Here is a 23,409-nt window from a genome sequence, read left to right as displayed (position 1 = left end):
GAGAAAACCTGCCCGCGGTCTGCGCGTAATCTGTGGATAAAATCGACATTGCTCGATCTTTCATCAGTCAGCGGATCGCATATGTGATGATCGTCACGTTACGTTGTAATAAATGAAAGGAATATATTCTAACTTGATGAATATGCTATCATTATTTTAAGGTGTTAGCGGTGCGATGTTCAGATTACTCCGGGTTTTCCCGGGGTAATTCCGTACTTCTTCACAACTCTATCCACAGAAAAAGTGAATAAAATAGGGCCTAAGCCGTATTCGTTGTTTATAACTCTGGCCATTACTGTGAGTTATTCAAATGTTATCCGTTCTCAGTGTGCGAACAGAGTGGTTTACCGTTTCCGGCGAGTGTGAAACAATCATTCACATTGAAGCTTATCTTGAGGTAGTCCGGTGATTGATGACGATGGCTACCGCCCAAATGTCGGTATTGTAATCTGTAATCGTCAGGGCCAGGTCATGTGGGCCCGGCGCTATGGTCAGCACTCGTGGCAGTTCCCGCAAGGGGGCATAAATCCAGGAGAATCCGCAGAGCAGGCGATGTATCGGGAATTGTTTGAAGAGGTCGGGTTAAGCCGTAAAGATGTGCGGATCCTTGCCTCAACCCGTAACTGGCTGCGTTACAAGTTGCCTAAACGTTTGGTGCGTTGGGACACAAAGCCGGTTTGTATCGGCCAGAAACAAAAGTGGTTTCTTTTGCAGTTGATCGGCAACGATGCGGACATCAATATGCAAACCAGCAGTACACCAGAATTTGATGGTTGGCGCTGGGTGAGTTACTGGTACCCGGTCCGCCAGGTGGTGTCGTTCAAGCGCGACGTCTACCGCCGGGTGATGAAAGAGTTCGCCAGCGTGACCATGTCGCTGGCGGAGAGTGCACCTAAGCCGCAAAGCGCGCCTGCTTATCGACGTAAAAGAGGTTAAGCCACGCACATTATGCTCACTCGGTTGCGAGAAATAGTCGAGAAGGTCGCGAGTGCGCCGCGTTTAAACGAGGCGCTGGATATTCTGGTGACGGATGTCTGCCAGGCGATGGAGACGGAAGTCTGCTCGGTTTACCTGGCTGACAATGACCGACGCTGCTATTACCTGATGGCCACCCGCGGGTTAAAAAAACCTCGCGGGCGCACCGTTGCGCTGGCGTTCGATGAAGGCCTGGTGGGTCTGGTTGGCCGCCTGGCGGAGCCCATCAACCTCGCCGATGCGCAAAAACACCCCAGCTTCAAATATATCCCTGCCGTCAAAGAGGACCGCTTCCGCGCCTTCCTTGGCGTGCCGATCATTCAGCGCCGCCAGCTGTTGGGCGTGCTGGTGGTCCAGCAGCGCGAGCTGCGTCAGTTTGATGAAAGCGAAGAGTCTTTCCTCGTCACCCTCGCCACCCAGATGGCGGCGATCCTCTCCCAGTCCCAGCTGAACGCCCTGTTCGGCCAGTATCGTCAGACGCGCATTCGCGCCCTCCCGGCCTCTTCCGGGGTGGCGATCGCCGAGGGCTGGATGGACGTCAGCCTGCCGCTGATGGAGCAGGTGTATGAAGCCTCGACGCTGGACACCGCCTCGGAACGCGAACGCCTGACCGGCGCGCTGGAAGAGGCGGCTAACGAATTTCGTCGCTACAGCAAACGCTACGCTGCCGGCGCGCAAAAAGAGACGGCGGCGATCTTCGATCTCTACTCGCACCTCCTCTCCGACGCCCGCCTGCGTCGCGAGCTGTTTGCCGAAGTCGACAAAGGCGCGGTGGCCGAGTGGGCGGTCAAAAAGATCATTGAGAAGTTCGCCGAACAGTTTGCCGCGCTCAGCGACGGTTATCTGAAAGAGCGGGCCGGCGATCTGCGTACCCTGGGTCAGCGTCTGCTGTTCCATCTCGACGACAGCATTCAGGGGCCCAACACCTGGCCGGCGCGCATTATCCTCGTGGCGGACGAGCTGTCGGCCACCACCCTCGCCGAAGTGCCGCAGGATCGTCTGGTCGGTGTGGTGGTGCGCGATGGCGCCGCCAACTCCCATGCCGCCATTATGGTACGCGCCCTCGGGATCCCGACGGTGATGGGCGCCGATATCCAGCCCTCTCTGCTGCATGGCCATACGCTGATTGTCGATGGCTATCGCGGTGAGCTGCTGGTGGATCCCGAACCTGTCCTGTTGCAGGAATATCAGCGCCTTATTAGCGAAGAGAACGAGCTCAGCCGCCTGGCGGAGGACGATCTCCAGCGCGCGTCGGAGCTGAAAAGCGGCGAGCGGGTGAAAGTCATGCTCAACGCCGGCTTAAGCCCGGAGCACGAAGAGAAGCTCGGCAGCTTTGTTGACGGCATTGGCCTCTACCGTACCGAAATTCCCTTTATGCTGCAGAGCGGCTTCCCCTCTGAAGAGGAGCAGGTCGCCCAGTATCAGGGCATGCTGCAGATGTTTAACAGCAAACCGGTGACCCTGCGTACCCTGGACATCGGCGCGGATAAACAGCTGCCGTATATGCCGATCAGCGAAGAGAACCCGTGCCTCGGCTGGCGCGGGATCCGCATCACCCTCGATCAGCCGGAGATCTTTTTGATCCAGGTGCGGGCGATGCTGCGCGCCAACGCCGCCACCGGCAACCTCAGCATTTTGCTGCCGATGGTGACCAGTCTGGAGGAGGTGGATGAGGCCCGTCGGCTGATCGACCGCGCCAGCCGGGAAGTGGAAGAGATGATCGGCTACGCCATCCCACGTCCGCGCCTGGGGGTGATGCTGGAGGTCCCGTCGATGGTCTTTATGCTGCCGCAGCTGGCCAGTCGGATCGATTTTATCTCGGTAGGGACGAACGACCTGACCCAGTACCTGCTGGCCGTCGACCGCAACAATACCCGGGTCGCCAGCATGTATGACAGCCTGCATCCGGCGGTATTGCGGGCGCTGGCGATGATCGCCCATGACGCGGAGCGCTTTGGCATCGATCTGCGACTGTGCGGCGAGATGGCGGGCGACCCGATGTGCGTGACGATCCTTATCGGCCTCGGTTATCGCCATCTGTCGATGAACGGCCGCTCGGTGGCGAGGGTGAAATATCTGCTGCGCCGCATTGATATCGAAGAGGCGCAGGAGCTGTCGCGTCGCAGCCTTGATGCCCAGATGACCGCTGAGGTGCGCCATCAGGTGGCGGCCTTTATGGAGCGTCGCGGTCTCGGCGGCCTGATCCGCGGCGGGCGGTAGCGGTAGCCCGGGTGAGGCGTAAGCCGTAACCCGGAGATCCTCTGCTCGCACCATCCGGCAAAATAGGGTACCGCCGGGAAAACGGCATTCTGTTAGCATCCGTATACATATCTTTTACACGTTCGGCGCGGATCGCACTCCAGGCTTATGCTATGATTCGCCTCCTTCGGCGTGCCCGTTTTTATCGGGCATAGATCATCACCGCTGTCCACTTTCGGCGGAATAACAAGTCTTTATGGTGACAGATGAATAGTGGCTACCTGCATTTTCCGGAGTTCGATCCGGTCATTTTTTCTCTAGGCCCGGTCTCCCTCCACTGGTACGGTTTGATGTACCTGGTGGGCTTTGTCTTTGCGATGTGGCTGGCCACCCGTCGGGCGAATCGTCCGGGCAGCGGCTGGACGAAAAATGAAGTGGAAAACCTGCTCTACGCGGGCTTCCTCGGCGTCTTCCTGGGCGGCCGTATCGGCTACGTGCTGTTTTACAACCTGCCGGTATTTCTTGCCGATCCGCTGTATCTGTTCCGCGTCTGGGACGGCGGCATGTCGTTCCACGGCGGCCTGATCGGCGTGATCCTGGTGATGATTATCTTCGCCAGACGCACCAAACGCACCTTCTTCCAGGTCTCCGATTTTATCGCGCCGCTGATCCCGTTTGGTCTTGGCGCCGGGCGTCTGGGCAACTTTATCAACGGCGAGCTGTGGGGCCGCGTAGACCCGAGCTTCCACTACACGATGATTTTCCCGGGCTCCCGTGCCGAAGACCTGGCGCTTCTGCCGACGCATCCGGAATGGCAATCGCTGTTCGATACCTACGGCGCGCTGCCGCGTCACGCGTCGCAGCTGTACGAGCTGGCGCTGGAAGGCGTGGTACTGTTCCTGATCCTCAACCTGTTTATCCGTAAACCGCGCCCGACCGGCTCCGTTTCCGGTCTGTTCCTGATTGGCTACGGCCTGTTCCGCATCATCGTGGAATTCTTCCGCCAGCCCGACGCCCAGTTCACCGGCGGCTGGGTGCAGTACATCAGTATGGGGCAGATTCTTTCGATCCCGATGGTGCTTGCGGGTATCATTATGATGGTTTGGGCTTACCGCCACCGTCCGCAGCAACAGAATTCTTGAGGAACCATGAAACAGTATCTTGATTTGATGCAGAAAGTGCTCACCGAGGGCACGCCAAAAAATGACCGCACCGGCACTGGCACGATCTCCATTTTCGGCCATCAGATGCGTTTTAACCTGCAGGAAGGCTTCCCGCTGGTGACCACCAAGCGCTGTCATTTACGCTCCATCATCCATGAACTGCTGTGGTTCCTGCAGGGCGACACCAACATCGCCTATCTGCACGAGAACAACGTCACCATCTGGGACGAGTGGGCGGATGAGAATGGCGACCTGGGGCCGGTCTACGGCAAACAGTGGCGTTCCTGGCCTGCGCCGGACGGCCGCCATATCGACCAGATCAGCACGGTGATGAACCAGCTGAAAAACGACCCGGACTCCCGCCGGATCATCGTCTCGGCATGGAACGTCGGCGAGCTGGATAAAATGGCGCTGGCGCCGTGCCACGCCTTCTTCCAGTTCTACGTCGCCGACGGCAAGCTCTCCTGCCAGCTGTATCAGCGTTCCTGCGATGTGTTCCTCGGCCTGCCGTTCAATATCGCCAGCTACGCGCTGCTGGTGCATATGGTGGCGCAGCAGTGCGATCTGCAGGTCGGTGATTTCGTCTGGACCGGCGGAGACACCCATCTGTACAGCAACCATCTTGAGCAGACCAACCTGCAGCTAAGCCGCGAACCGCGTCCGCTGCCGAAGCTGGTCATCAAACGCAAGCCGGCGTCGATCTTCGACTACCGCTTTGAAGACTTCGAGATTGAAGGTTACGATCCGCACCCGGGCATTAAAGCGCCGGTGGCGATTTAACCCCCCAGCAGAGATGACTAACCGGCGCCCGATGGCGCCGGTTTTTTTATGCCCTTCGCACCACCCGATGGGAGCGCTTTCCGTTACCACCGGGAGAAGGTTGTTTTCACCTGCCCCCCAGGCCACAGGTGGTTGCGGTGGGCGAAGTTGGGTAGACGTTCGCAAAAAAATGTTCTTCTGTCGAGTATGCAAAGCTTTTTTGCGTATCTGGCCGGGAAAGCTATTTTCCGTCGTCGCGCCAGGGCCAATCGCCGCGGCATACTCGACGCCATGAACAGAGAACATGGCTACACCCTGATGGAAACCCTGGTAACGCTGACACTGATGATGATCCTCAGCGTCGGCGGCCTGTACGGCTGGCAGCGCTGGCAGCAGCAGCAACGACTGTGGCAAACCGCCGTCCAGGTGCGGGATTTTCTGCTCTTTCTGCGCGATGACGCCAACGCCTACAACCGGGACCGCGTGCTTCGCGTCGGCCAGGACGAAGTGGGCTGGTGCCTGAGCGCGGAGGGGGAGGGGCCTGACTGCGCCTCGGGGACATCCTTCACGCTGCGCCCGCGCTGGCCGGGGATCACGCTGGCTGGCGTTACGCCTGGTCTGGGGTTTTATGGTCTGCGCAGCACCGCCTGGGCGGGGAATCTGCGGCTGCAGAGCGCGGCCGGCAGCTGGAGCATCGTGATCTCACACTGGGGGCGGATTCGTTTATGCCCCAGCGATAGCGCAGGAGGATGCCAGTGAGCCGCCGCGGATTTTCCCTGGCGGAGGCGCTTATCGCCATGGCAATTGGCTCGCTGCTGCTGATCGGAGCCTGCCGCTTTCTGCCTGCCCTGCAGCGCCATATTCTGCGTCAGGGCGAACAGCTGACCCTGGAGAATGAGCTGTGGCAGCGCGTGCATGCCGTGGGGAAACACCTGCAGCGCGCCGGGTACTGCCGGGGAGCGTGCGGCGGAGCCGGGCTGGAGCTAACCGCCGGCGGCGAGTGCCTGATTGTGCGCTGGGATGCGAACAGCAACGGGAGATGGGAAACTTCCCCTGCGGCAATGGCGGAGAGTACTGGCTTTCGCCTGCGCGACGGTGCGCTGGAGACCTTGCGCGGGGCCAGCGACTGCCGCGGCAGCGGATGGGAAAAAATCACCAACCCGGCCGCTATCGTAGTGACGCGCTTCTCGGTACAGCGTCTGGTCACCACGGGCTTTGCGCCGGAGCTGAGCGTGACGCTGGCGGCGCGCTCTGCCCGGCAGGCGGGGCTGGTGAGTGAGGGGGAGCAGCGGGTGACGGGGTATAACCTGTGATCCGCCAGCGTGGGATGTCGTCGCTGCTGATGGTGCTCCTGTTGCTGACTCTCGGCAGCCTGTTACTCGAGGGGCTTAACCTGCAGCAGCGGGCGCTGCTGGCGCAAACTGCTAGCGAAACGCAGGCGATCCGCGATACGGCCATTGCCCATTCGGCGCTGCAGTGGGGAAAACAGCAGGCCTGGTCGGCGCAGGTGCCGCTGGCCTGCCGGGAGCAGGCACAGCAGGGCTGGCGTGCCTGTCTGCGTATCTTCAGCGACGGTTCGCTGCTGCTCAGTAGCGCCAGCGGCGAGGTGCAGGTCTGGCAGTCCGGCGAGGTGCGCGGCGGGCAGGTGCGTTTTTCCGCCCACGGCTGGAGCGATTTTTGCCCGCTCAGGGAGGTGAGCTTATGTCAAATGCCCTGAAGCGTCAGCGGGGGTTTAGCCTGCCGGAGACCGTGCTGGCGATGGCGCTGATGGTGCTGACGGTTACCGCGCTGGGCGGCTATCAGCGCGGAATGGCGCAAGGGGTTCACCAGTTGAACCAGACGCGTCAGCTGTGGCGCGACGCGTGGCGCTATAGCCAGCTCTCCGCGCCGCCGTCGCCGGCACACGGGCAGGTAAGCCGTATGCAGACATCGACGCAAAGATGTGTCAGCATCACGGTAACGATCAGTAGGCCCGTTGCAAAGCGGGTGCAGATGAGCCGGCTGCATTGCCCGGTCAGTCAGTAGTCAGGAGCAATTATGTTAAGGGTATACCACTCAAACCGGCTGGATGTTCTCGAGGCGTTGATGGAATTTATCGTCGAGCGCCAGCGGCTGGATGACCCTTTTCAGGCCGAAATGGTGCTGGTGCAGAGTACCGGCATGGCGCAGTGGCTGCAGATGACCCTGGCCTCGCGCTTCGGGATTGCCGCCAATATCGAGTTCCCGCTGCCGGCGAGCTTTATCTGGGACATGTTCGTGCGCGTCCTGAAAGATATTCCGGGTGAAAGCGCCTTCAGCAAGCAGAGCATGAGCTGGAAGCTGATGACCCTCCTGCCGCAGCACCTGGAGGAAGACGATTTTATCTTGCTGCGCCAGTATCTGAGCGATGACGGTGACAAGCGCAAGCTGTTTCAGTTGGCTGCCCGGGTGGCGGACCTCTATGACCAGTACCTCGTCTATCGCCCGGAGTGGCTGATGCGCTGGGAGGCCGGCCAGCGGGTTGATGGCCTCGGCGACGCACAGCAGTGGCAGGCGCCGCTGTGGCAGGCGCTGGTGAGCTACACCGCCGAGCTGGGGCAACCGCAGTGGCACCGCGCCAATCTCTACCAGCGCTTTATCAGTACCCTGGAAAAAGCGGACGAACTGCCCGCCGGGCTGCCGTCGCGCGTTTTCATCTGCGGAATTTCTGCGCTGCCGCCGGTCTATCTTCAGGCGCTGCAGGCGCTGGGTAAGCATGTTGATGTCTACGTATTGTTTACCAACCCCTGCCGCTACTACTGGGGAGACATTAAGGATCCGGCGTTTCTGGCGAAGCTGCTGTCGCGTCAGCGGCGCCATCACCGCGAGGGGCGCGCGCTACCCCTGTTTCGCGATACCGAGCAGGCACCAGGGTTGTTTAATGACGCCGGGGAGCAGGATGTCGGCAACCCGTTGCTCGCCTCCTGGGGCAAACTGGGGCGCGACTATATCTACCTGTTGGCAGGGCTGGAGCGCTATGAGGAGCTGGATGCCTTTGTCGATATTGCTCCTGATAACCTGTTGCATAACCTGCAGTCGGATATCCTCGAACTGCGCAACGCGGCGGTGGCCGGGCAGAGTGCAGAGGCGTTCGCCCACAGTCGCGACAAACGTCCGCTGGCGCTGGATGACCGCAGTCTGAGCATTCACGTCTGCCACAGTCCGCAGCGCGAAGTGGAAGTTCTGCACGATCGGCTACTGGCGATGCTGGAGGCGGATCCGACGCTCACCCCGCGGGATATCATCGTCATGGTGGCGGATATCGACAGCTACAGTCCCTATATTCAGGCGGTGTTTGGCGCGGCCAGCGGCGATCGCTGGCTGCCGTGGGCAATCTCCGACCGTCGCGCCCGCGAGTCGCACCCGGTGCTACAGGCGTTTATTACGCTGCTCTCGCTGCCGGACAGCCGCTTCGCCAGCGAAGATGTGCTGGCGCTGCTGGACGTCCCGGTGCTGGCGGCGCGCTTTAATATCACGGAAGAAGGGCTGCGCTACCTGCGCCAGTGGGTGAACGAGTCCGGCGTCCGCTGGGGAATGGATGACGACAACGTCCGCGAGCTGGACCTGCCGGCGACCGGGCAGCATACCTGGCGGTTCGGCCTCACCCGCATGCTGTTGGGCTACGCCATGGACAGCCGCGAGGGAGAATGGCAGTCGGTGCTGCCATATGACGAATCCAGCGGTTTGATCGCCGAACTGGTGGGCAACCTCGCGTCGCTGCTGATGCAGCTTAATCTGTGGCGACGCGGCCTCGCCCAGCAGCGGCCGCTGGCGGAGTGGCTGCCGGTCTGTCGCGATCTGCTGAATGACTTTTTCCTGCCGGACAGCGAGACCGAAGCGGCGCTGGCGCTGATTGAGCAACAATGGCTGGCGGTTATTGATAGCGGTCTGGAAGCACAGTATGGCGACCAGGTGCCACTGACGCTGCTGCGCGACGAACTGGCTCAGCGTCTGGATCAGCAGCGGATCAGTCAGCGCTTTCTTGCTGGCCCGGTCAACATCTGCACCCTGATGCCGATGCGCTCTATTCCTTTCAAAGTGGTTTGCCTGCTGGGGATGAACGACGGAGTTTATCCGCGAACGCTGCCGCCGCTGGGCTTTGATTTGATGAGCCAGAAGCCGCAGCGCGGCGACCGCAGCCGGCGTGATGATGACCGCTATCTGTTCCTCGAAGCGCTGATGTCCGCCGAACAGACGCTGTATATCAGCTACATCGGCCGTTCGATCCAGGACAACAGCGAGCGCTTTCCCTCGGTGCTGGTGCAGGAGCTGGCGGATTATATCGGCCAGAGCCACTGTCTCGCTGGCGACGAGGAGCTTGATTGTGACGCCAGCGAAGCCCGTGTCAAAGCTCATATCACCCATCTGCATACGCGCATGCCGTTCGACGTCGCCAATTTTCAGGAGGACGAGAACAAAAGTTACGCCCGCGAATGGCTGGCCGCCGCCGGTCAGCAGGGGGAAGCGCATAACGACTTCATTCAGCCGCTCACTGCGCTGCCGATTGACAGCCTGCCGTTCGAGCAGCTCCTGCGTTTCTGGCAGCACCCGGTTCGCGCATTCTTTCAGCAGCGTCTGCGGGTCAATTTCCGCGCGGAAGAGGACGATATTCCTGACGACGAACCCTTCACTCTTGAAGGGCTGAGCCGTTATCAACTGAATCAGCAGTTGCTCAATACGCTTATCGAGGAGCAGGACGTCTCGGCTATGTTCCGCCGCTTCCGCGCCGCCGGCGAGCTGCCGTATGGCGCCTTTGGCGAGCTGGTCTGGGAGACGCAGCGCCTGGAGATGCAGGCCCTGGCCGAGCGAGTGATGGCCGAGCGCCAGCAGGCGCAGAGTATGGAGATCGATCTGCAGTGCGGCAGCGTAAATCTCACCGGCTGGCTGCAGCAGGTGCAGCCGGACGGCCTGCTGCGCTGGCGGCCTTCGCTGCTGAGCGTCTCCCAGGGGATGCAACTTTGGCTGGAACATCTTGTCTACTGTGCCAGCGGCGGCACCGGCGAGAGCCGGCTGTTTGTGCGTAAAGAGGGAGAGTGGCGCTTCCCGGCGCTGGCGCCCGCCGAGGCGCAGGCGTACCTTAATGCGCTGGTGGATGGCTATTTGCAGGGGATGTCACAGCCGCTGCTGCTGCTGCCGGAAAGCGGTGGCGCCTGGCTGAAAGCCTGTTACGACGCCGAAAAGGATGTCATCTTAATGGACGAAGAGACGCAGCAGAAAGCGCGGAGCAAATTCCTGCAGACCTACGAAGGTAACATGGTGGTCAGCGGGGAGGGCGCCGATATCTGGTATCAACGCCTGTGGCGTTCGCTGGAGCCGGCGCATTACGAAGAAATCATTGCCCAGACGCAGCGTTATCTGTTACCGCTATATCGTTACCATCAGTCCACACAAATTTAAATAGTATAAAAATTGCGCAGTGAATGGCGGTTCATTTATTATGCGCAACGTATCACGGACTGATGGACATAAAAGGCTGCACGCTGTGCAGCGCAAGTTTGTTAATGATGAGGTTCGTGAATGCCCCGCAGTTTATGGTTCAAGGTTTTTGTTGTGCTGGCCGCCCTCTGGGCGCCGTTTAGTCAGGCCGACACCGGATGGCAGCCGATTCAGGAGACGATCCGCAAAAGCGAAAAAGATACGCGTCAGTATCAGGCGATCCGCCTTGATAACGACATGGTCGTGCTGCTGGTTTCCGATCCGCAGGCGGTGAAATCGCTGTCGGCGCTGGTGGTGCCGGTGGGATCCCTGCAGGATCCTGCCGATCATCAGGGGCTGGCGCATTTTCTGGAACATATGACGCTGATGGGGTCGCAAAAATATCCCCAGCCTGACAGCCTTGCAGAGTTTCTTAAGCTGCACGGCGGCAGCCATAACGCCAGCACCGCGCCTTACCGCACCGCGTTTTATCTCGAAGTGGAGAATAATGCGCTGGACGGGGCCGTAGACCGCCTGGCCGACGCCATCGCCGCGCCGCTGTTGGATAAGAAATATGCCGACCGCGAACGTAACGCGGTCAATGCCGAGCTGACGATGGCCCGGACGCGAGACGGGATGCGCATGGCCCAGGTCAGCGCGGAGACCATCAACCCGGCTCACCCGGCTGCCCACTTCTCCGGTGGCAACCTCGAGACGCTCAGCGATAAGCCCGGCAGTCCGGTGCTTGATGCGCTGCACACCTTCCGCGATAGCTGGTACTCCGCCAACCTGATGAAAGCGGTGATCTACAGCAACAAGCCGTTGCCGGAGCTGGCGCGGATGGCTGCTGACACCTTTGGCCGCGTGCCGAATCGTCAGATCAGCAGGCCGGAAATTACCGTCCCGGTGGTAACGGATGCGCAAAAAGGCATCATTATTCACTATGTGCCGGCGATGCCGCGCAAAGTGCTGCGCGTCGAGTTTCGCATCGACAACAACAGCGATCGCTTCCGCAGCAAAACTGATGAGCTGGTCACCTATCTTATCGGCAACCGCAGCCCGGGCACGCTCTCCGACTGGCTGCAAAAGCAGGGGCTGGCGGAAGGTATCCGCGCCGATTCCGATCCTGTGGTAAACGGCAACAGCGGCGTACTGGCGATCTCTGCTACCCTCACCGATAAAGGCCTGGCGCACCGCGACGAAGTGACGGCTGCCATTTTTAGCTACCTTGACCTCCTGCGTACTCAGGGCATCGACAAACGGTACTTCGATGAACTGGCGCATGTGCTGGCGCTGGATTTCCGCTATCCGTCGATCAACCGCGACATGGACTACGTGGAATGGTTGGCGGATACCATGATCCGGGTGCCGGTCGAGCATGCGCTGGACGTGGTGAATATTGCCGACCAGTACGACCCGCAGGCGATCAAAGACCGGCTGGCGATGATGACCCCGCAGAACGCCCGTATCTGGTATATCAGCCCCCAGGAGCCGCATAACAAGACGGCCTATTTTGTCGATGCGCCGTATCAGGTGGATAAGATTAGCGAGCAGACGTTCGCTGACTGGCAGCAAAAATCGCAGGCCATCCAGCTGCAGCTGCCGGTGCTCAACCCCTATATTCCGGATGATTTCACCCTCATCAAAAGCGATAAAGCCTGGCCGCATCCGCAGCTGATCCTGGATGAACCGACGCTGCGGGTGGTGTATGCCCCGAGCCAGTATTTTTCCAGCGAGCCGAAGGCGGATATCTCCCTGGTGCTGCGTAATCCCCAGGCGATGGACAGCGCTCGCCGGCAGGTGATGTTTGCCCTCAACGATTATCTCGCCGGCATCGCCCTCGATCAGCTCAGTAACCAGGCGGCGGTCGGCGGCATTTCGTTCTCCACCGGCGCTAATAACGGATTAATGGTTAATGCCAACGGCTATACCCAGCACCTTCCGGCGCTGTTCAGCGATCTGTTGCAGGGATACTTCAGCTATACGCCGACCGAGGAGCAGCTGGAGCAGGCCAAATCCTGGTATGCGCAGATGATGGACTCCGCCGAGAAAGGCAAAGCCTACGATCAGGCGATAATGCCGATCCAGATGGTCTCCCAGGTGCCGTACTTCCAGCGCGAAGTGCGCCGGGCGCTGCTGCCCTCCATCACCCTTAAAGAGGTGCTCGACTACCGCGCCAACCTGAAAACCAAGGGGCGTCCTGAACTGATGGTGATCGGCAATATGACCGCCGATGCCGCCACGACGCTGGCCCGCCAGATCCAGCAGCAGCTGGGCGCTGACGGCAACGAATGGTGCCGCAACAAAGACGTGGTGGTGAACCGGCAGCAGTTGGCGATCTTCAACAAAGCGGGCAACAGTACCGACTCCGCGCTGGCCGCGGTGTTCGCGCCGCCCAACGTGGATGAGTTCAGCAGCACCGCCGCCAGCACCCTGCTGGGACAGATTATTCAGCCGTGGTTCTACAACCAGCTGCGTACCGAAGAGCAGCTCGGCTACGCGGTCTTTGCCTTCCCGATGAACGTGGGGCGCCAGTGGGGCATGGGCTTCCTGCTGCAGAGTAGCGACAAGCAGCCAGCCTTCCTCTGGCAGCGGTTCCAGGCCTTCTTCCCCACCGCGGAGGCGAAGCTGCGGGCGATGAAGCCGGAAGAGTTTGCCCAGCTCCAGCAGGCGGTGATAAGCCAGATGCTGCAGGCGCCGCAGACGCTGGGCGATGAAGCCTCGAAACTGAGCAAAGATTTCGATCGCGGTAATATGCGTTTTGATTCACGTGATAAAGTAGTGGCTCAGATTAAACTGCTGACGCCGCAAAAACTTGCCGACTTCTTCCATCAGACGGTGGTGGATCCGCAGGGCATGACGATCTTGTCCCAGATTTCCGGTAGCCAGAATGGCAAAGCGGACTATGCCCAGCCGAAAGGCGGCAAAGTGTGGGAAAACGTCAGCGCATTGCAGCAATCCTTACCCCTGATGCGAGAGAATGAATGACCGACACCGCTGAGTCTTTGGATCCCCTGCGCTTGCCCCTGAGGGGCGAGCGCCTGATAGAAGCCTCTGCGGGCACCGGAAAAACCTTTACCATCGCCGCGCTGTATCTGCGGCTGCTGCTGGGGCTGGGCGGCGAGTCTGCCTATCCCCGCGCCATCAGCGTTGAAGAGCTGCTGGTGGTGACCTTTACCGAGGCGGCGACCGAAGAGCTGCGCGGGCGTATCCGCAGCAACATCCACGAACTGCGCATCGCCTGCCTGCGCGGCGAATCCGACAACCCGCTCTACAGCGCGCTGCTGGCGGAGATCGCCGATAAAGACGACGCCGCGAAGATGCTGCTGCTGGCCGAACGGCAGATGGACGAGGCAGCGGTATTCACCATCCACGGCTTTTGCCAACGGATGCTGAGCCTTAACGCCTTCGAGTCGGGCATGCTGTTCGAGCAGCAGCTGATCGAGGATGAATCCCGCCTGCGCTATCAGGCCTGCGCTGACTTCTGGCGCCGCCACTGCTATCCGCTGACCCGTGATATCGCGGCGGTGATCCACGACGTGTGGAAAGGGCCGCGCGATCTGCTGAAGTCCCTTGACCGCTGGCTGCAGGGCGAAGCGCCGCAGCTTAAGTCGCCGCCAGCCCCCGACGAGACGCTGGCCGAACGCCATCAGCAGATCATCGGCCGCATTGACGCGCTCAAGCAGCAGTGGCGCGAGCAGGTGGGCGAGATCGAAGGCGTGCTGGAAAATTCCGGGCTCGACCGGCGGAAGTTCAATCGTGGCAACCAGGGCAAGTGGATTGAGAAAGTGAACGCCTGGGCGCAGGAAGAGACGTTGAGCTACCAACTGCCCGACGCGCTGGAGAAATTTGCCCAGTCGTTTCTGCATGAGCGCACCAAAGCCGGTGGCGAACCGCCGGTGCACCCTCTGTTTAGCGCCGTGGAGTCGCTGCTGGCCTCGTCGCTAACGCTCACCGATCTGGTGCTGGCGAGAGCGATGGTCGAGATCCGCGATGCGGTCGCGCGCGAAAAGCGCCGCCGCGGCGAGCTGGGGTTTGACGATATGCTTAGTCGGCTTGATGAGGCGCTGCGCGGCGACAGCGGCGAGGCGCTGGCCAGCGCCATTCGCCAGCGTTTTCCGGTGGCGATGATCGACGAATTTCAGGACACCGACCCCCAGCAGTACCGTATTTTCCGCCGCATCTGGCGCCAGCAGCCGGAGACGGCGCTGCTGCTGATTGGCGATCCGAAGCAGGCCATCTACGCCTTTCGCGGCGCCGATATCTTTACCTATATGAAAGCGCGCGGCGACGTTGCCGCGCACTACACCCTCGATACCAACTGGCGCTCATCGCCGGGCATGGTGGGCAGCGTCAACCGGCTGTTCAGCCTCAGCGATAACCCCTTCATGTTTCGTGAGATCCCGTTCCTGCCGGTGACGGCGGCGGCAAAGAACCAGGGGCTGCGCTTTACCGTTGACGCGGCGGACGTACCGGCGATGAACGTCTGGCTGATGCCCGGCGATGCCGTCGGCTCTGGCGATTATCAGACGTTTATGGCGCAGCTCTGCGCCACGCAGATCCGCGACTGGCTGAGCGCCGGCCAGCAGGGGCGCGCGCTGCTGTGGCGTGGGGAAACCTCGCGCCCGGTACAGGCTTCGGATATCACCGTGCTGGTGCGCAACCGGCTGGAGGCGGCGCAGGTGCGTGAAGCGCTGCAGGCGTTGGGCATTCCCTCGGTCTACCTCTCCAACCGCGACAGCGTTTTCGAGACGCTGGAGGCCCAGGAACTGCTCTGGCTATTGCAGGCGGTGCTGGCCCCGGAGCGGGAAAATACCCTGCGCAGCGCGCTGGCGACCTCGATGTTTGGCCTGACCGCGCTGGATATTGAAAACCTGAATCAGGATGAGCAGGCGTGGGACGCGCTGGTGGAGGAGTTCAGCGACTACCGCCAGATCTGGCGTCAGCGCGGGGTGATGCCGATGTTGCGGGCGCTGATGACGGCCCGGCATATCGCCGAGAACCTGCTGGCGACCCGCGGCGGCGAGCGGCGCTTAACCGACATTCTGCATATCAGCGAACTGCTGCAGGAGGCGGCCAGCCAGCTGGAAAGCGAGCATGCCCTGGTGCGCTGGCTGACGCAGCATATCGCCGAGCCGGACAGCAACGCCGCCAGCCAGCAGATGCGTCTCGAAAGCGATAAGCACCTGGTGCAAATTGTCACCATTCACAAGTCAAAAGGGCTGGAATACCCCCTGGTCTGGCTGCCGTTTATCGCCCGGTTTCGTAAACAGGACCAGGCGTTCTACCACGATCGCGACACCTTCGCGGCGGTGCTGGATCTGGGCCAGGATGAATCCAGCCTCGAGCTGGCGGAGGCGGAACGGCTGGCGGAAGATCTGCGCCTGCTGTACGTCGCCCTGACCCGCGCGGTCTGGCACTGCAGCCTCGGGGTGGCGCCGCTCAGCAGCCGGAAATCCGGCAACAGCGATTTCCACCTCAGCGCGCTGGGGCGGCTGTTGCAGGCGGGCGAAGCTATGGACGCCGCCGGGCTGGCCGCGCGGCTGGCGGACTTCTGTCATGGCGATATTGCATTACAGAGACCGGGCGAGCTGGATCTGACCCCGTGGCAGGCGCCCGCGGCGACCATCCCCCCGCTGTCGGCGCGCGAGCTGCAGCGCCGCATCGCCGACGACTGGCGGGGGACCAGCTACTCCGGACTGCAGCAGCATGGTTTCAGCGGCGGGCAGGATCTGCTGCCGCGCCTGGATGTCGATGCCGCCGGCGTCGGCGACGTCGTGGAAGAGCCACTGCTGACTCCTCACCAGTTCCCGCGCGGCGCCGCGCCGGGGACCTTCCTGCACAGCCTGTTTGAGGAACTGGACTTCACCCAGCCGGTGCCGGACGGATGGATGACAGAGAAGCTGCAACTGAGCGGGTTTGATGCGCAGTGGGCGCCGGTGCTGACCGACTGGCTGGGGGGCGTGCTGAAGACCCGCCTGCCGGGGGCGGATATCGCGCTCAATCAGCTTGCGGCGCGGGACAAACAGGTGGAGATGGCGTTTTACCTGCCTATCGCTCAGCTGCTGACGGCGGAGCGCCTTGACGCGCTTATCCGCCAGTACGATCCCCTCTCCGCCGACACGCCACCGCTGGATTTCCGCCAGGTGCGTGGCATGCTGAAGGGCTTTATCGATCTGGTCTTCCGCCACCAAGGCCGTTATTACCTGCTGGATTACAAATCCAACTGGCTGGGGGAAGATCGCGAGGCCTACACCCGGCTGGCGATGGAGCAGGCGATGCGTGCCCACCGCTACGATCTGCAGTATCAGCTGTACAGCCTGGCGCTGCACCGCTATCTGCGCCATCGGCTGGCCGATTACGACTACGACCGCCACTTTGGCGGGGTGATTTATCTTTTCCTGCGCGGCATGGACGGGCAGGAGGGGGAGCAGGGGATCTTCACCACCCGGCCGGTGCGACCGCTGATTGACGGTCTGGATCAGCTTTTTGCCGGAGAAACTCAGGAGGAGGCCTCATGACTTTCGAACAACTACTGCTGGCCGCGGTGGAGCAGCGTCTGCTGCGGCCATTGGACGTCCAGTTTGCCCTGATGGTGGCGCAAAACGACCCGCCGGCGGTTAAGCTGGCGGCGGCGTTACTGAGCCGGGATGCCGGAGAAGGGCACGTCTGCCTGCCGCTCTCGCGGCTGAACGACAATGAGGCGCTGAGCGGGAAAGCGGGGGAGATCCGCGATCGGCTGCTGGCCGAAGCCGGCGCGCCGGAGGACTGGCCCGCGCTGCTGCTCGCTTCGTCGGCGGTGAGCTGCGGCGATGCTCCGGCGCCGATGATTTTGTGCGGCGACCGGCTCTATCTGAACCGGATGTGGCGCAACGAGCTGACCGTCGCCCGCTTCTTTAACGAAGCCAACCGGGTGCTGGAGATGGATGAGGCGCGGCTGGCGTCAACGCTAAATGCGCTGTTTCCCGCCACTGGCGAAACCGACTGGCAAAAAGTGGCCGCGGCGGTGGCGCTGACCCGCCGTATCTCGGTGATCTCCGGTGGTCCCGGGACCGGGAAAACCACCACCGTGGCGAAGCTTCTGGCGGCGCTGATCCAGATTGACGACAGTCCACGCTGTCGTATTCGCCTGGCGGCACCGACGGGGAAAGCGGCGGCGCGCCTGACCGAATCGCTGGGCGCGGCGCTGAGAAAGCTGCCGCTGACCGATGCGCAGAAAGCGTTAATTCCCACCGAGGCCAGCACGCTGCATCGTCTGCTGGGCGCCCAGCCCGGCAGCCAGCGCATGCGCTATCACGCCGGCAACCCGCTGCATCTGGATGTGCTGGTCGTGGATGAAGCCTCGACGATTGACCTGCCGATGATGTCGCGGCTTATCGACGCGCTGCCGGCCCACGGGCGGGTGATTTTCCTCGGCGATCGCGACCAGCTGGCCTCCGTGGAAGCGGGGGCGGTGCTGGGGGATATCTGCGCCTGGGCGAGCTCGGGCTACACTGCCGCGCGGGCGCAGGAGCTGACCCGGCTGACCGGTTCGCCGGTGCCGGCGGGCGAGGGGGCTATCGCTGGCGCGCTGAGAGACAGCTTGTGCCTGCTGCAAAAGAGCTATCGCTTCGGCAGTCACTCCGGCATCGGGAGCCTGGCGCGGGCGGTGAATGCTGGCGCGCGCGCGGAGGTGAAGGCCACGCTGCGCCAGCCGTTTGACGATATCGCGCTTCATCCCCTCAGCACGACTGAAGAGTACGAGGCCATGCTCGGCGCGGCCCAGCAGGGCTATGAACGCTACCTGCAGCTGCGCCGCGAGCGGGCCGAACCGCAGGCCATGCTGGCCGCTTTCAGCGAATTCCAGCTGCTGTGCGCGCTGCGTGAAGGGCCGTACGGCGTGAGCGGCGTCAATGAGCGGCTGGAGCAGCGGCTCAACCGCCAGCGGGCGATCGCCCTGCCGCGCCACTCCCGCTGGTATGACGGCCGACCGATCATGATATCGCGCAACGACAGCGCGCTGGGGCTGTTTAACGGCGATATCGGCATAGCGCTGGAGCGCAACGGCGAGCTGCGGGTGTGGTTCCTGATGCCCGACGGCACCATCAAGTCGGTGCAACCGAGTCGCCTGCCGGAGCATGATACCGCCTGGGCGATGACCGTGCATAAATCGCAGGGCTCCGAGTTCGAACATGCGGCGCTGATCCTGCCGGCGCGCAGCGTCCCGCTGGTGACCCGCGAACTGGTCTACACGGCGATCACCCGTGCGAAACAGCGATTGTCGCTCTATGCCGACGAGCAGGTGCTCTCCCAGGCCATTGTGACGCGCACCGAGCGGCGCAGCGGCCTGGCGGAGATTTTCGCCGGGCGCGAAGCCCCCTGAGAGGCCGCATCCGGGCGATGGGAAAATAATGCAGCCCGTTGCCCGGACTGGCAGAAAAATCAGTAGCTGAAGACCAGGGGGATGAGCCAGAGCACCGATATCGAGTTCATGGCGCAAAAGCGGACTGCCGTGCCGCTGGCCAGCGGTGGGGTGGAACAGCGGGCAACAAAAATCACCAGCGAGGAGATGAGAACATTCATGCCGGACGTCAGGGCCAGCAGGAATAATATCGCGATGGCGGCGCCGAGCGCGGCATAACCATGCTGATGATGGCGCTGGTTATCCCAGAGCAGCAGTATCATCAGCAACCACGGATAGAGGGCGACCGCGGCGGTAATGAGGTTGATATGTCTGACCAGCCAGTTCGGTTTGGTTTCCATTATTTCAGCGATCCTTGCAGGGCGGGTGGCGGCCGTGGCGCCAGTCGACGTCCTGTCGACAGCCAATAGCATATCGGTGAGCCAGCGAGAAAGAAATGGCCTGCGCGGAAACCAGGAATTTCGCCCGCGTACCGCAGACGAGCGCTGGCGCGAAGAGTGGCGGGAGACCGGCCCAGGATAAAGCGATAAGCGTCGCGCTATCCCGGGCCGTTAGAAAGGGTGAAGAAGGGCCTAAGCGAGGTCGGCCATCAGCACCTTCGACCGGCGCTGATAGTTATACATCTGCTTTTTACTCTCCGGCAGCAGGTCGATATCCACCGGCGTGAAGCCGCGCTCCTGGAACCAGTGGATGCTGCGGGTGGTTAGCACGAACAGCTTGCTTAGTCCCATCTGTCTGGCCTGAGCGGCAATACGCTCCAGAAGCACCTCTCCCCGCGACGAGCTCCGGTAATCCGGATGCACCGCCACGCAGGCCATTTCGCCGATCTTCTCTTCCGGGAAAGGATAGAGGGCAGCGCAGGCGATAGTGGTGTTATCGCGCTGAATAATGGTGAATTTGTCGATCTCCATCTCCAGCTGCTCGCGGGAGCGGCGCACCAGGATGCCCTGCTGCTCAAGCGGGCTTATCAGCTCAAGAATACCGCCGATATCGTTGATGGTCGCCCGGCGGATCTGCTCCGCGCTCTCCATGACGATCTGGGTGCCGATGCCGTCGCGTGAGAACAGCTCCTGCAGCAGCGCGCCATTTTCCTGATAGCTGATCAGGTGGCAGCGCCGCACGCCGCTGCGGCAGGCCTTCACGGCCCCGCGCAGGAAGCGCACGGTGCCGGAGTTATAATCTTCGTCCGCTTCCAGCTCTTCGACGCGGGCCTGCGCCTCATTAGGGAACAGTTCGGAGACGATTTCCCCGGCCTGGTTGTAAACCCCTTGCGACGAACAGAAGCCGATCATTTTCTCCGCCTTCAGCTTGATGGCCAGCTGGGTGGCGATCTCTTCCGAAGTCAGGTTAAAGCTCTCGCCGGTGACCGACACCGCGACCGGCCCCATCAGGACAATGGCGCCGCTGTCGAGCTGACGATGAATCGCCTCTTCGTCAATGCGGCGAATGCGTCCGCTGTGGCAATAATCGACGCCGTCATCGACGCCCAGCGGCTGGGCGATGATAAAGTTGCCGCTGACAACGTTGATATGGGCCCCCTGCAGCGGGGTGTTGTTGAGGCTCATCGACAGGCGGGCGGTGATCTCCAGCTGCAGCATCCCCGCCGCCTGCTTAACCAGCTCAAGCGTTTTAGCGTCAGTCACTCGTGTCTGCTTGTGATAGACCGGCTCGTGGTGGTGCTCGGCGAGGTTAGCGTCAATCTGCGGGCGGGCGCCATAGACCACGACCAGGCGAATGCCCAGGCTATGCAATAATCCTATGTCATTGACAATATTTGAGAAATTTTCATGCTCAATGGCTTCGCCGCCCAGCATGATGACAAACGTTTTTCCCCGATGGGCATTAATATAGGGAACAGAATGGCGGAATCCTTCTACCAGTTCAGTGCGACGTTCCTTCACCATGACAAACCCTCAATGCATGATTATTCGTAATTATTGTATTTTTATTCTGTTTTGCTGTTAAACGCAAGTGCCAATTTTAGGCTAAGCCACGAAAAACATGTGACCCGGCGCAGGGTGTCAATGAATGTTTACCCTTTTATAGATGACAGGTTATATGCCTTTCGTTAAAGTTTCTGGTCAATCTGTTTGTTTTGGGTACAAATGCGTTTTTATTGCTTGGGAGTGGCATGTCGGGAAACAACTCTGGATTAAGCCGTCGCCGTCTGCTGCAGGGCGCGGGCGCCATGTGGTTAATGAGCGTGAGCCCTGTGGGGCTGGCTGCCGATGCGCGGGTGGTCGCTGTTCGCGTCTGGCCAGCATCGACCTACACGCGCGTCACGGTAGAATCGAATCATGTGCTGAAATACCGGCAGTTTGCCCTCAGTAACCCGGAGCGGGTGGTGGTGGATCTGGAAGGGGTTAACCTTAACTCTGTGCTGAAGGGCATGGGGGGGCAGATCCGCGATGACGACCCCTTTATTCAGTCCGCCCGCGTGGGCCAGTTTGATCCGCAAACCGTGCGCATGGTTTTTGAGCTCAAGCAGAACGTTAAGCCGCAGCTGTTTGCCCTCGCGCCGGTGGCCGGCTTTAAAGAGCGTCTGGTGATGGATCTCTACCCCGCCAACGCCACCGATGTTCAGGATCCGCTGCTGGCGCTGCTCGAGGATTACAACAAAGGCGACCTGGAGCGTCAGGTGCCGCCGGCGCAAAGCGGACCGCAGCCGGGCAAAGCCGGGCGTGACCGGCCGATTGTCATTATGCTCGATCCCGGACACGGCGGCGAAGACTCCGGCGCCGTGGGGAAGTATCGCACCCGCGAGAAAGATGTGGTGCTGCAGATTGCCCGCCGCCTCCGGGCGCTGATCGACAAAGAAGGCAATATGAAGGCCTATATGACCCGCAACGAAGACGTGTTTATCCCGTTGAAGGTGCGTGTCGCCAAGGCGCAGAAGCAGCGCGCCGACCTGTTCGTGTCGATTCACGCCGACGCCTTTACCAGCCGCCAGCCCAGCGGTTCCTCAGTGTTTGCCCTCTCCACCAGGGGGGCCACCAGTACCGCGGCAAAATATCTCGCCCAGACGCAGAATGCCTCGGATCTGATCGGTGGGGTCAGCAAGAGCGGCGACCGCTATGTCGACCACACCATGTTCGATATGGTGCAGTCCCTGACCATCGCCGACAGCCTCAAATTTGGCAAGGCGGTGCTGGAGAAAATGGGCAATATCAATAACCTGCACAAGAATCGGGTAGAGCAGGCGGGCTTTGCGGTGCTGAAGGCGCCGGATATCCCCTCCATTCTGGTGGAGACGGCGTTTATCAGCAACGTGGAAGAAGAGCGGAAGCTGAAAACGGCCAAATTCCAGCAGGAGGTAGCCGAGTCGATCCTCGCCGGGATTAAAGCCTACTTCGCCGACGGCGCGACGCTGGCCCGTCGCGGATAACCACACAGGAAAGGGATATGGCCTTACTGAAAAGCGCCCATGGCGGTAACATCCGCGAGGCCGCCGCCCTGCTGGGTATTGCGCCCGGCGAGCTGCTGGATTTTAGCGCCAACATCAATCCGCTGGGGATGCCAGCTTCGCTCAGGCAGGCGATCGTCGACAACCCAGGCTGCGCCGAGCGCTACCCTGACGTTGAATATCAACAGCTGCATCAGGCGCTGGCTGCCCACCATCAGCTGCCGGCGGCGCATATCCTTGCCGGCAACGGCGAAACTGAATCGATCTTCACCCTCGTCCACGGCCTTAAGCCGCGGCGGGCGATGATCGTCATTCCTGGTTTCGCGGAGTACCGGCGGGCGCTGCAGACGGTGGACTGCGAGGTGGTGGAGTATGCCCTCCGGGAGTGCGATGGCTGGCAGCTGACTGACGCCATCCTCGATGCCCTGACTCCGGCGCTGGACTGCCTGTTTCTTTGCACCCCGAATAACCCCACCGGCCTGCTGCCGGAGCGGGGCCTGCTGGAAGCCATTGCGCAGCGCTGTCGGGCGCTGAACATCAGCCTGATCCTTGACGAGGCCTTCCTCGATTTTATGCCCGACCAGCCGGGATTTATTCCCCTGCTGGCGCAGCACCCGCACGTCTGGGTTCTGCGCTCGCTCACCAAATTTTATGCCATTCCTGGGCTGCGTCTTGGCTACCTGCTCAACGCTGACGCCCAGGCAGTGGCCCGGCTGCGCGAGCGACAAATGCCGTGGTCCATCAATGCCTATGCCGCCCTGGCCGGAGAGATCATCCTCCAGGACCGGGCGTATCAGCGGGCCACCTGGCAGTGGCTGCAGGAGGAGGGGGCGCGTTTCTATTCACGACTGAAAGAGATTACCGGGCTGACCGTGTGGCCCGGGCGCGCCAACTATCTGTTCTTGCGCTGCGACAGGCCAGGGCTTGACCTGCAATACGCCCTGTTGCGCCAGCATGTGCTGATCCGCAGCTGCGCCAACTACCCGGGGTTGGATAGCCGTTATTTCCGGGTGGCGATCCGTAGCGCCAGCGAAAACGACCAACTGCTGGCGGCGCTGCAGCGGGTGCTGGCCTGA

At 61.3% G+C, this 23,409-nt stretch carries 16 protein-coding genes; 14 read left to right on the top strand and 2 right to left on the bottom strand.

Features of this window, described 5'->3' with window-relative positions; all coding sequences use genetic code 11:
• Window positions 1–405: 405 nt before the first annotated feature.
• From rppH to recD, 12 genes are all read left to right on the top strand, one after another.
• Window positions 406–936, top strand: coding sequence for an RNA pyrophosphohydrolase (rppH, locus tag HMPREF3142_RS23290; RefSeq protein WP_004205443.1), 531 nt, complete (start codon window positions 406–408; stop codon window positions 934–936).
• A gap of 12 nt (window positions 937–948) precedes the next feature.
• Window positions 949–3,195 (top strand): phosphoenolpyruvate--protein phosphotransferase, encoded by a 2,247-nt coding sequence (gene ptsP, locus HMPREF3142_RS23285; RefSeq protein WP_008806330.1) that lies wholly within the window; start codon window positions 949–951, stop codon window positions 3,193–3,195.
• 245 nt (window positions 3,196–3,440) lie between these two features.
• On the top strand, window positions 3,441–4,316 hold the full coding sequence (gene lgt / locus HMPREF3142_RS29165; protein WP_002915934.1) for a prolipoprotein diacylglyceryl transferase: 876 nt from the start codon (window positions 3,441–3,443) through the stop codon (window positions 4,314–4,316).
• Window positions 4,317–4,322: 6 nt separating this feature from the next.
• Complete coding sequence (gene thyA / locus HMPREF3142_RS29160; protein WP_002915933.1) at window positions 4,323–5,117, top strand: thymidylate synthase; 795 nt, start codon at window positions 4,323–4,325, stop codon at window positions 5,115–5,117.
• A gap of 186 nt (window positions 5,118–5,303) precedes the next feature.
• Entirely contained in the window at window positions 5,304–5,855 is a 552-nt protein-coding gene (locus tag HMPREF3142_RS23270; RefSeq protein ID WP_064839537.1) for a prepilin peptidase-dependent protein, read from the top strand.
• A complete protein-coding gene (locus HMPREF3142_RS23265; RefSeq protein WP_077270073.1) occupies window positions 5,852–6,409 on the top strand; it encodes a prepilin peptidase-dependent protein in 558 nt (185 codons plus the stop codon). Before HMPREF3142_RS23270 ends, HMPREF3142_RS23265 begins: the two co-directional genes overlap by 4 nt.
• Window positions 6,406–6,813, top strand: coding sequence for a DUF2509 family protein (locus tag HMPREF3142_RS23260; protein ID WP_061153420.1), 408 nt, complete (start codon window positions 6,406–6,408; stop codon window positions 6,811–6,813). Before HMPREF3142_RS23265 ends, HMPREF3142_RS23260 begins: the two co-directional genes overlap by 4 nt.
• A complete protein-coding gene (locus HMPREF3142_RS23255) occupies window positions 6,798–7,121 on the top strand; it encodes a prepilin-type N-terminal cleavage/methylation domain-containing protein (RefSeq protein ID WP_070612762.1) in 324 nt (107 codons plus the stop codon). The genes HMPREF3142_RS23260 and HMPREF3142_RS23255 overlap by 16 nt, the downstream gene beginning before the upstream one ends.
• A 12-nt stretch (window positions 7,122–7,133) precedes the next feature.
• Complete coding sequence (recC, locus tag HMPREF3142_RS23250) at window positions 7,134–10,511, top strand: exodeoxyribonuclease V subunit gamma (RefSeq protein ID WP_070612760.1); 3,378 nt, start codon at window positions 7,134–7,136, stop codon at window positions 10,509–10,511.
• Between the two features lie 120 nt (window positions 10,512–10,631).
• Window positions 10,632–13,517: a pitrilysin gene (ptrA, locus tag HMPREF3142_RS23245; protein ID WP_070612758.1), complete on the top strand. Its 2,886-nt coding sequence runs from the start codon at window positions 10,632–10,634 to the stop codon at window positions 13,515–13,517.
• A complete protein-coding gene (recB, locus tag HMPREF3142_RS23240) occupies window positions 13,514–17,050 on the top strand; it encodes an exodeoxyribonuclease V subunit beta (RefSeq protein WP_070612756.1) in 3,537 nt (1,178 codons plus the stop codon). The genes ptrA and recB overlap by 4 nt, the downstream gene beginning before the upstream one ends.
• Window positions 17,047–18,891 carry an exodeoxyribonuclease V subunit alpha gene (gene recD / locus HMPREF3142_RS23235; protein WP_070612754.1) on the top strand — a complete coding sequence of 615 codons (1,845 nt, stop codon included), beginning with the start codon at window positions 17,047–17,049 and terminating at the stop codon, window positions 18,889–18,891. The genes recB and recD overlap by 4 nt, the downstream gene beginning before the upstream one ends.
• A 59-nt stretch (window positions 18,892–18,950) precedes the next feature.
• Here recD and HMPREF3142_RS23230 read toward each other — a convergent pair whose 3' ends face one another.
• Together HMPREF3142_RS23230 and argA are read right to left on the bottom strand one after the other, a co-directional pair.
• The gene (locus HMPREF3142_RS23230) at window positions 18,951–19,271 is read right to left on the bottom strand and encodes a hypothetical protein (RefSeq protein ID WP_070612752.1); all 321 of its coding nucleotides are present in this window, start codon (window positions 19,269–19,271) and stop codon (window positions 18,951–18,953) included.
• 231 nt (window positions 19,272–19,502) lie between these two features.
• Window positions 19,503–20,834 (bottom strand): amino-acid N-acetyltransferase, encoded by a 1,332-nt coding sequence (argA, locus tag HMPREF3142_RS23225; protein WP_004149616.1) that lies wholly within the window; start codon window positions 20,832–20,834, stop codon window positions 19,503–19,505.
• Window positions 20,835–21,061: 227 nt separating this feature from the next.
• On the opposite strand from argA, the gene amiC reads away from it, so the two are divergent.
• The gene (amiC, locus tag HMPREF3142_RS23220) at window positions 21,062–22,315 is read left to right on the top strand and encodes an N-acetylmuramoyl-L-alanine amidase AmiC (protein WP_008806319.1); all 1,254 of its coding nucleotides are present in this window, start codon (window positions 21,062–21,064) and stop codon (window positions 22,313–22,315) included.
• Window positions 22,316–22,332: 17 nt separating this feature from the next.
• On the top strand, window positions 22,333–23,409 hold the full coding sequence (gene cobD / locus HMPREF3142_RS23215) for a threonine-phosphate decarboxylase CobD (protein ID WP_044613329.1): 1,077 nt from the start codon (window positions 22,333–22,335) through the stop codon (window positions 23,407–23,409).

The organism is Klebsiella sp. HMSC16C06, assembly GCF_001808325.1.
Lineage (GTDB): Bacteria > Pseudomonadota > Gammaproteobacteria > Enterobacterales > Enterobacteriaceae > Klebsiella > Klebsiella variicola.
The sequence above is the reverse complement of the archived record's forward strand: the minus strand, read 5'-3'. Positions and strand labels throughout refer to the sequence as shown.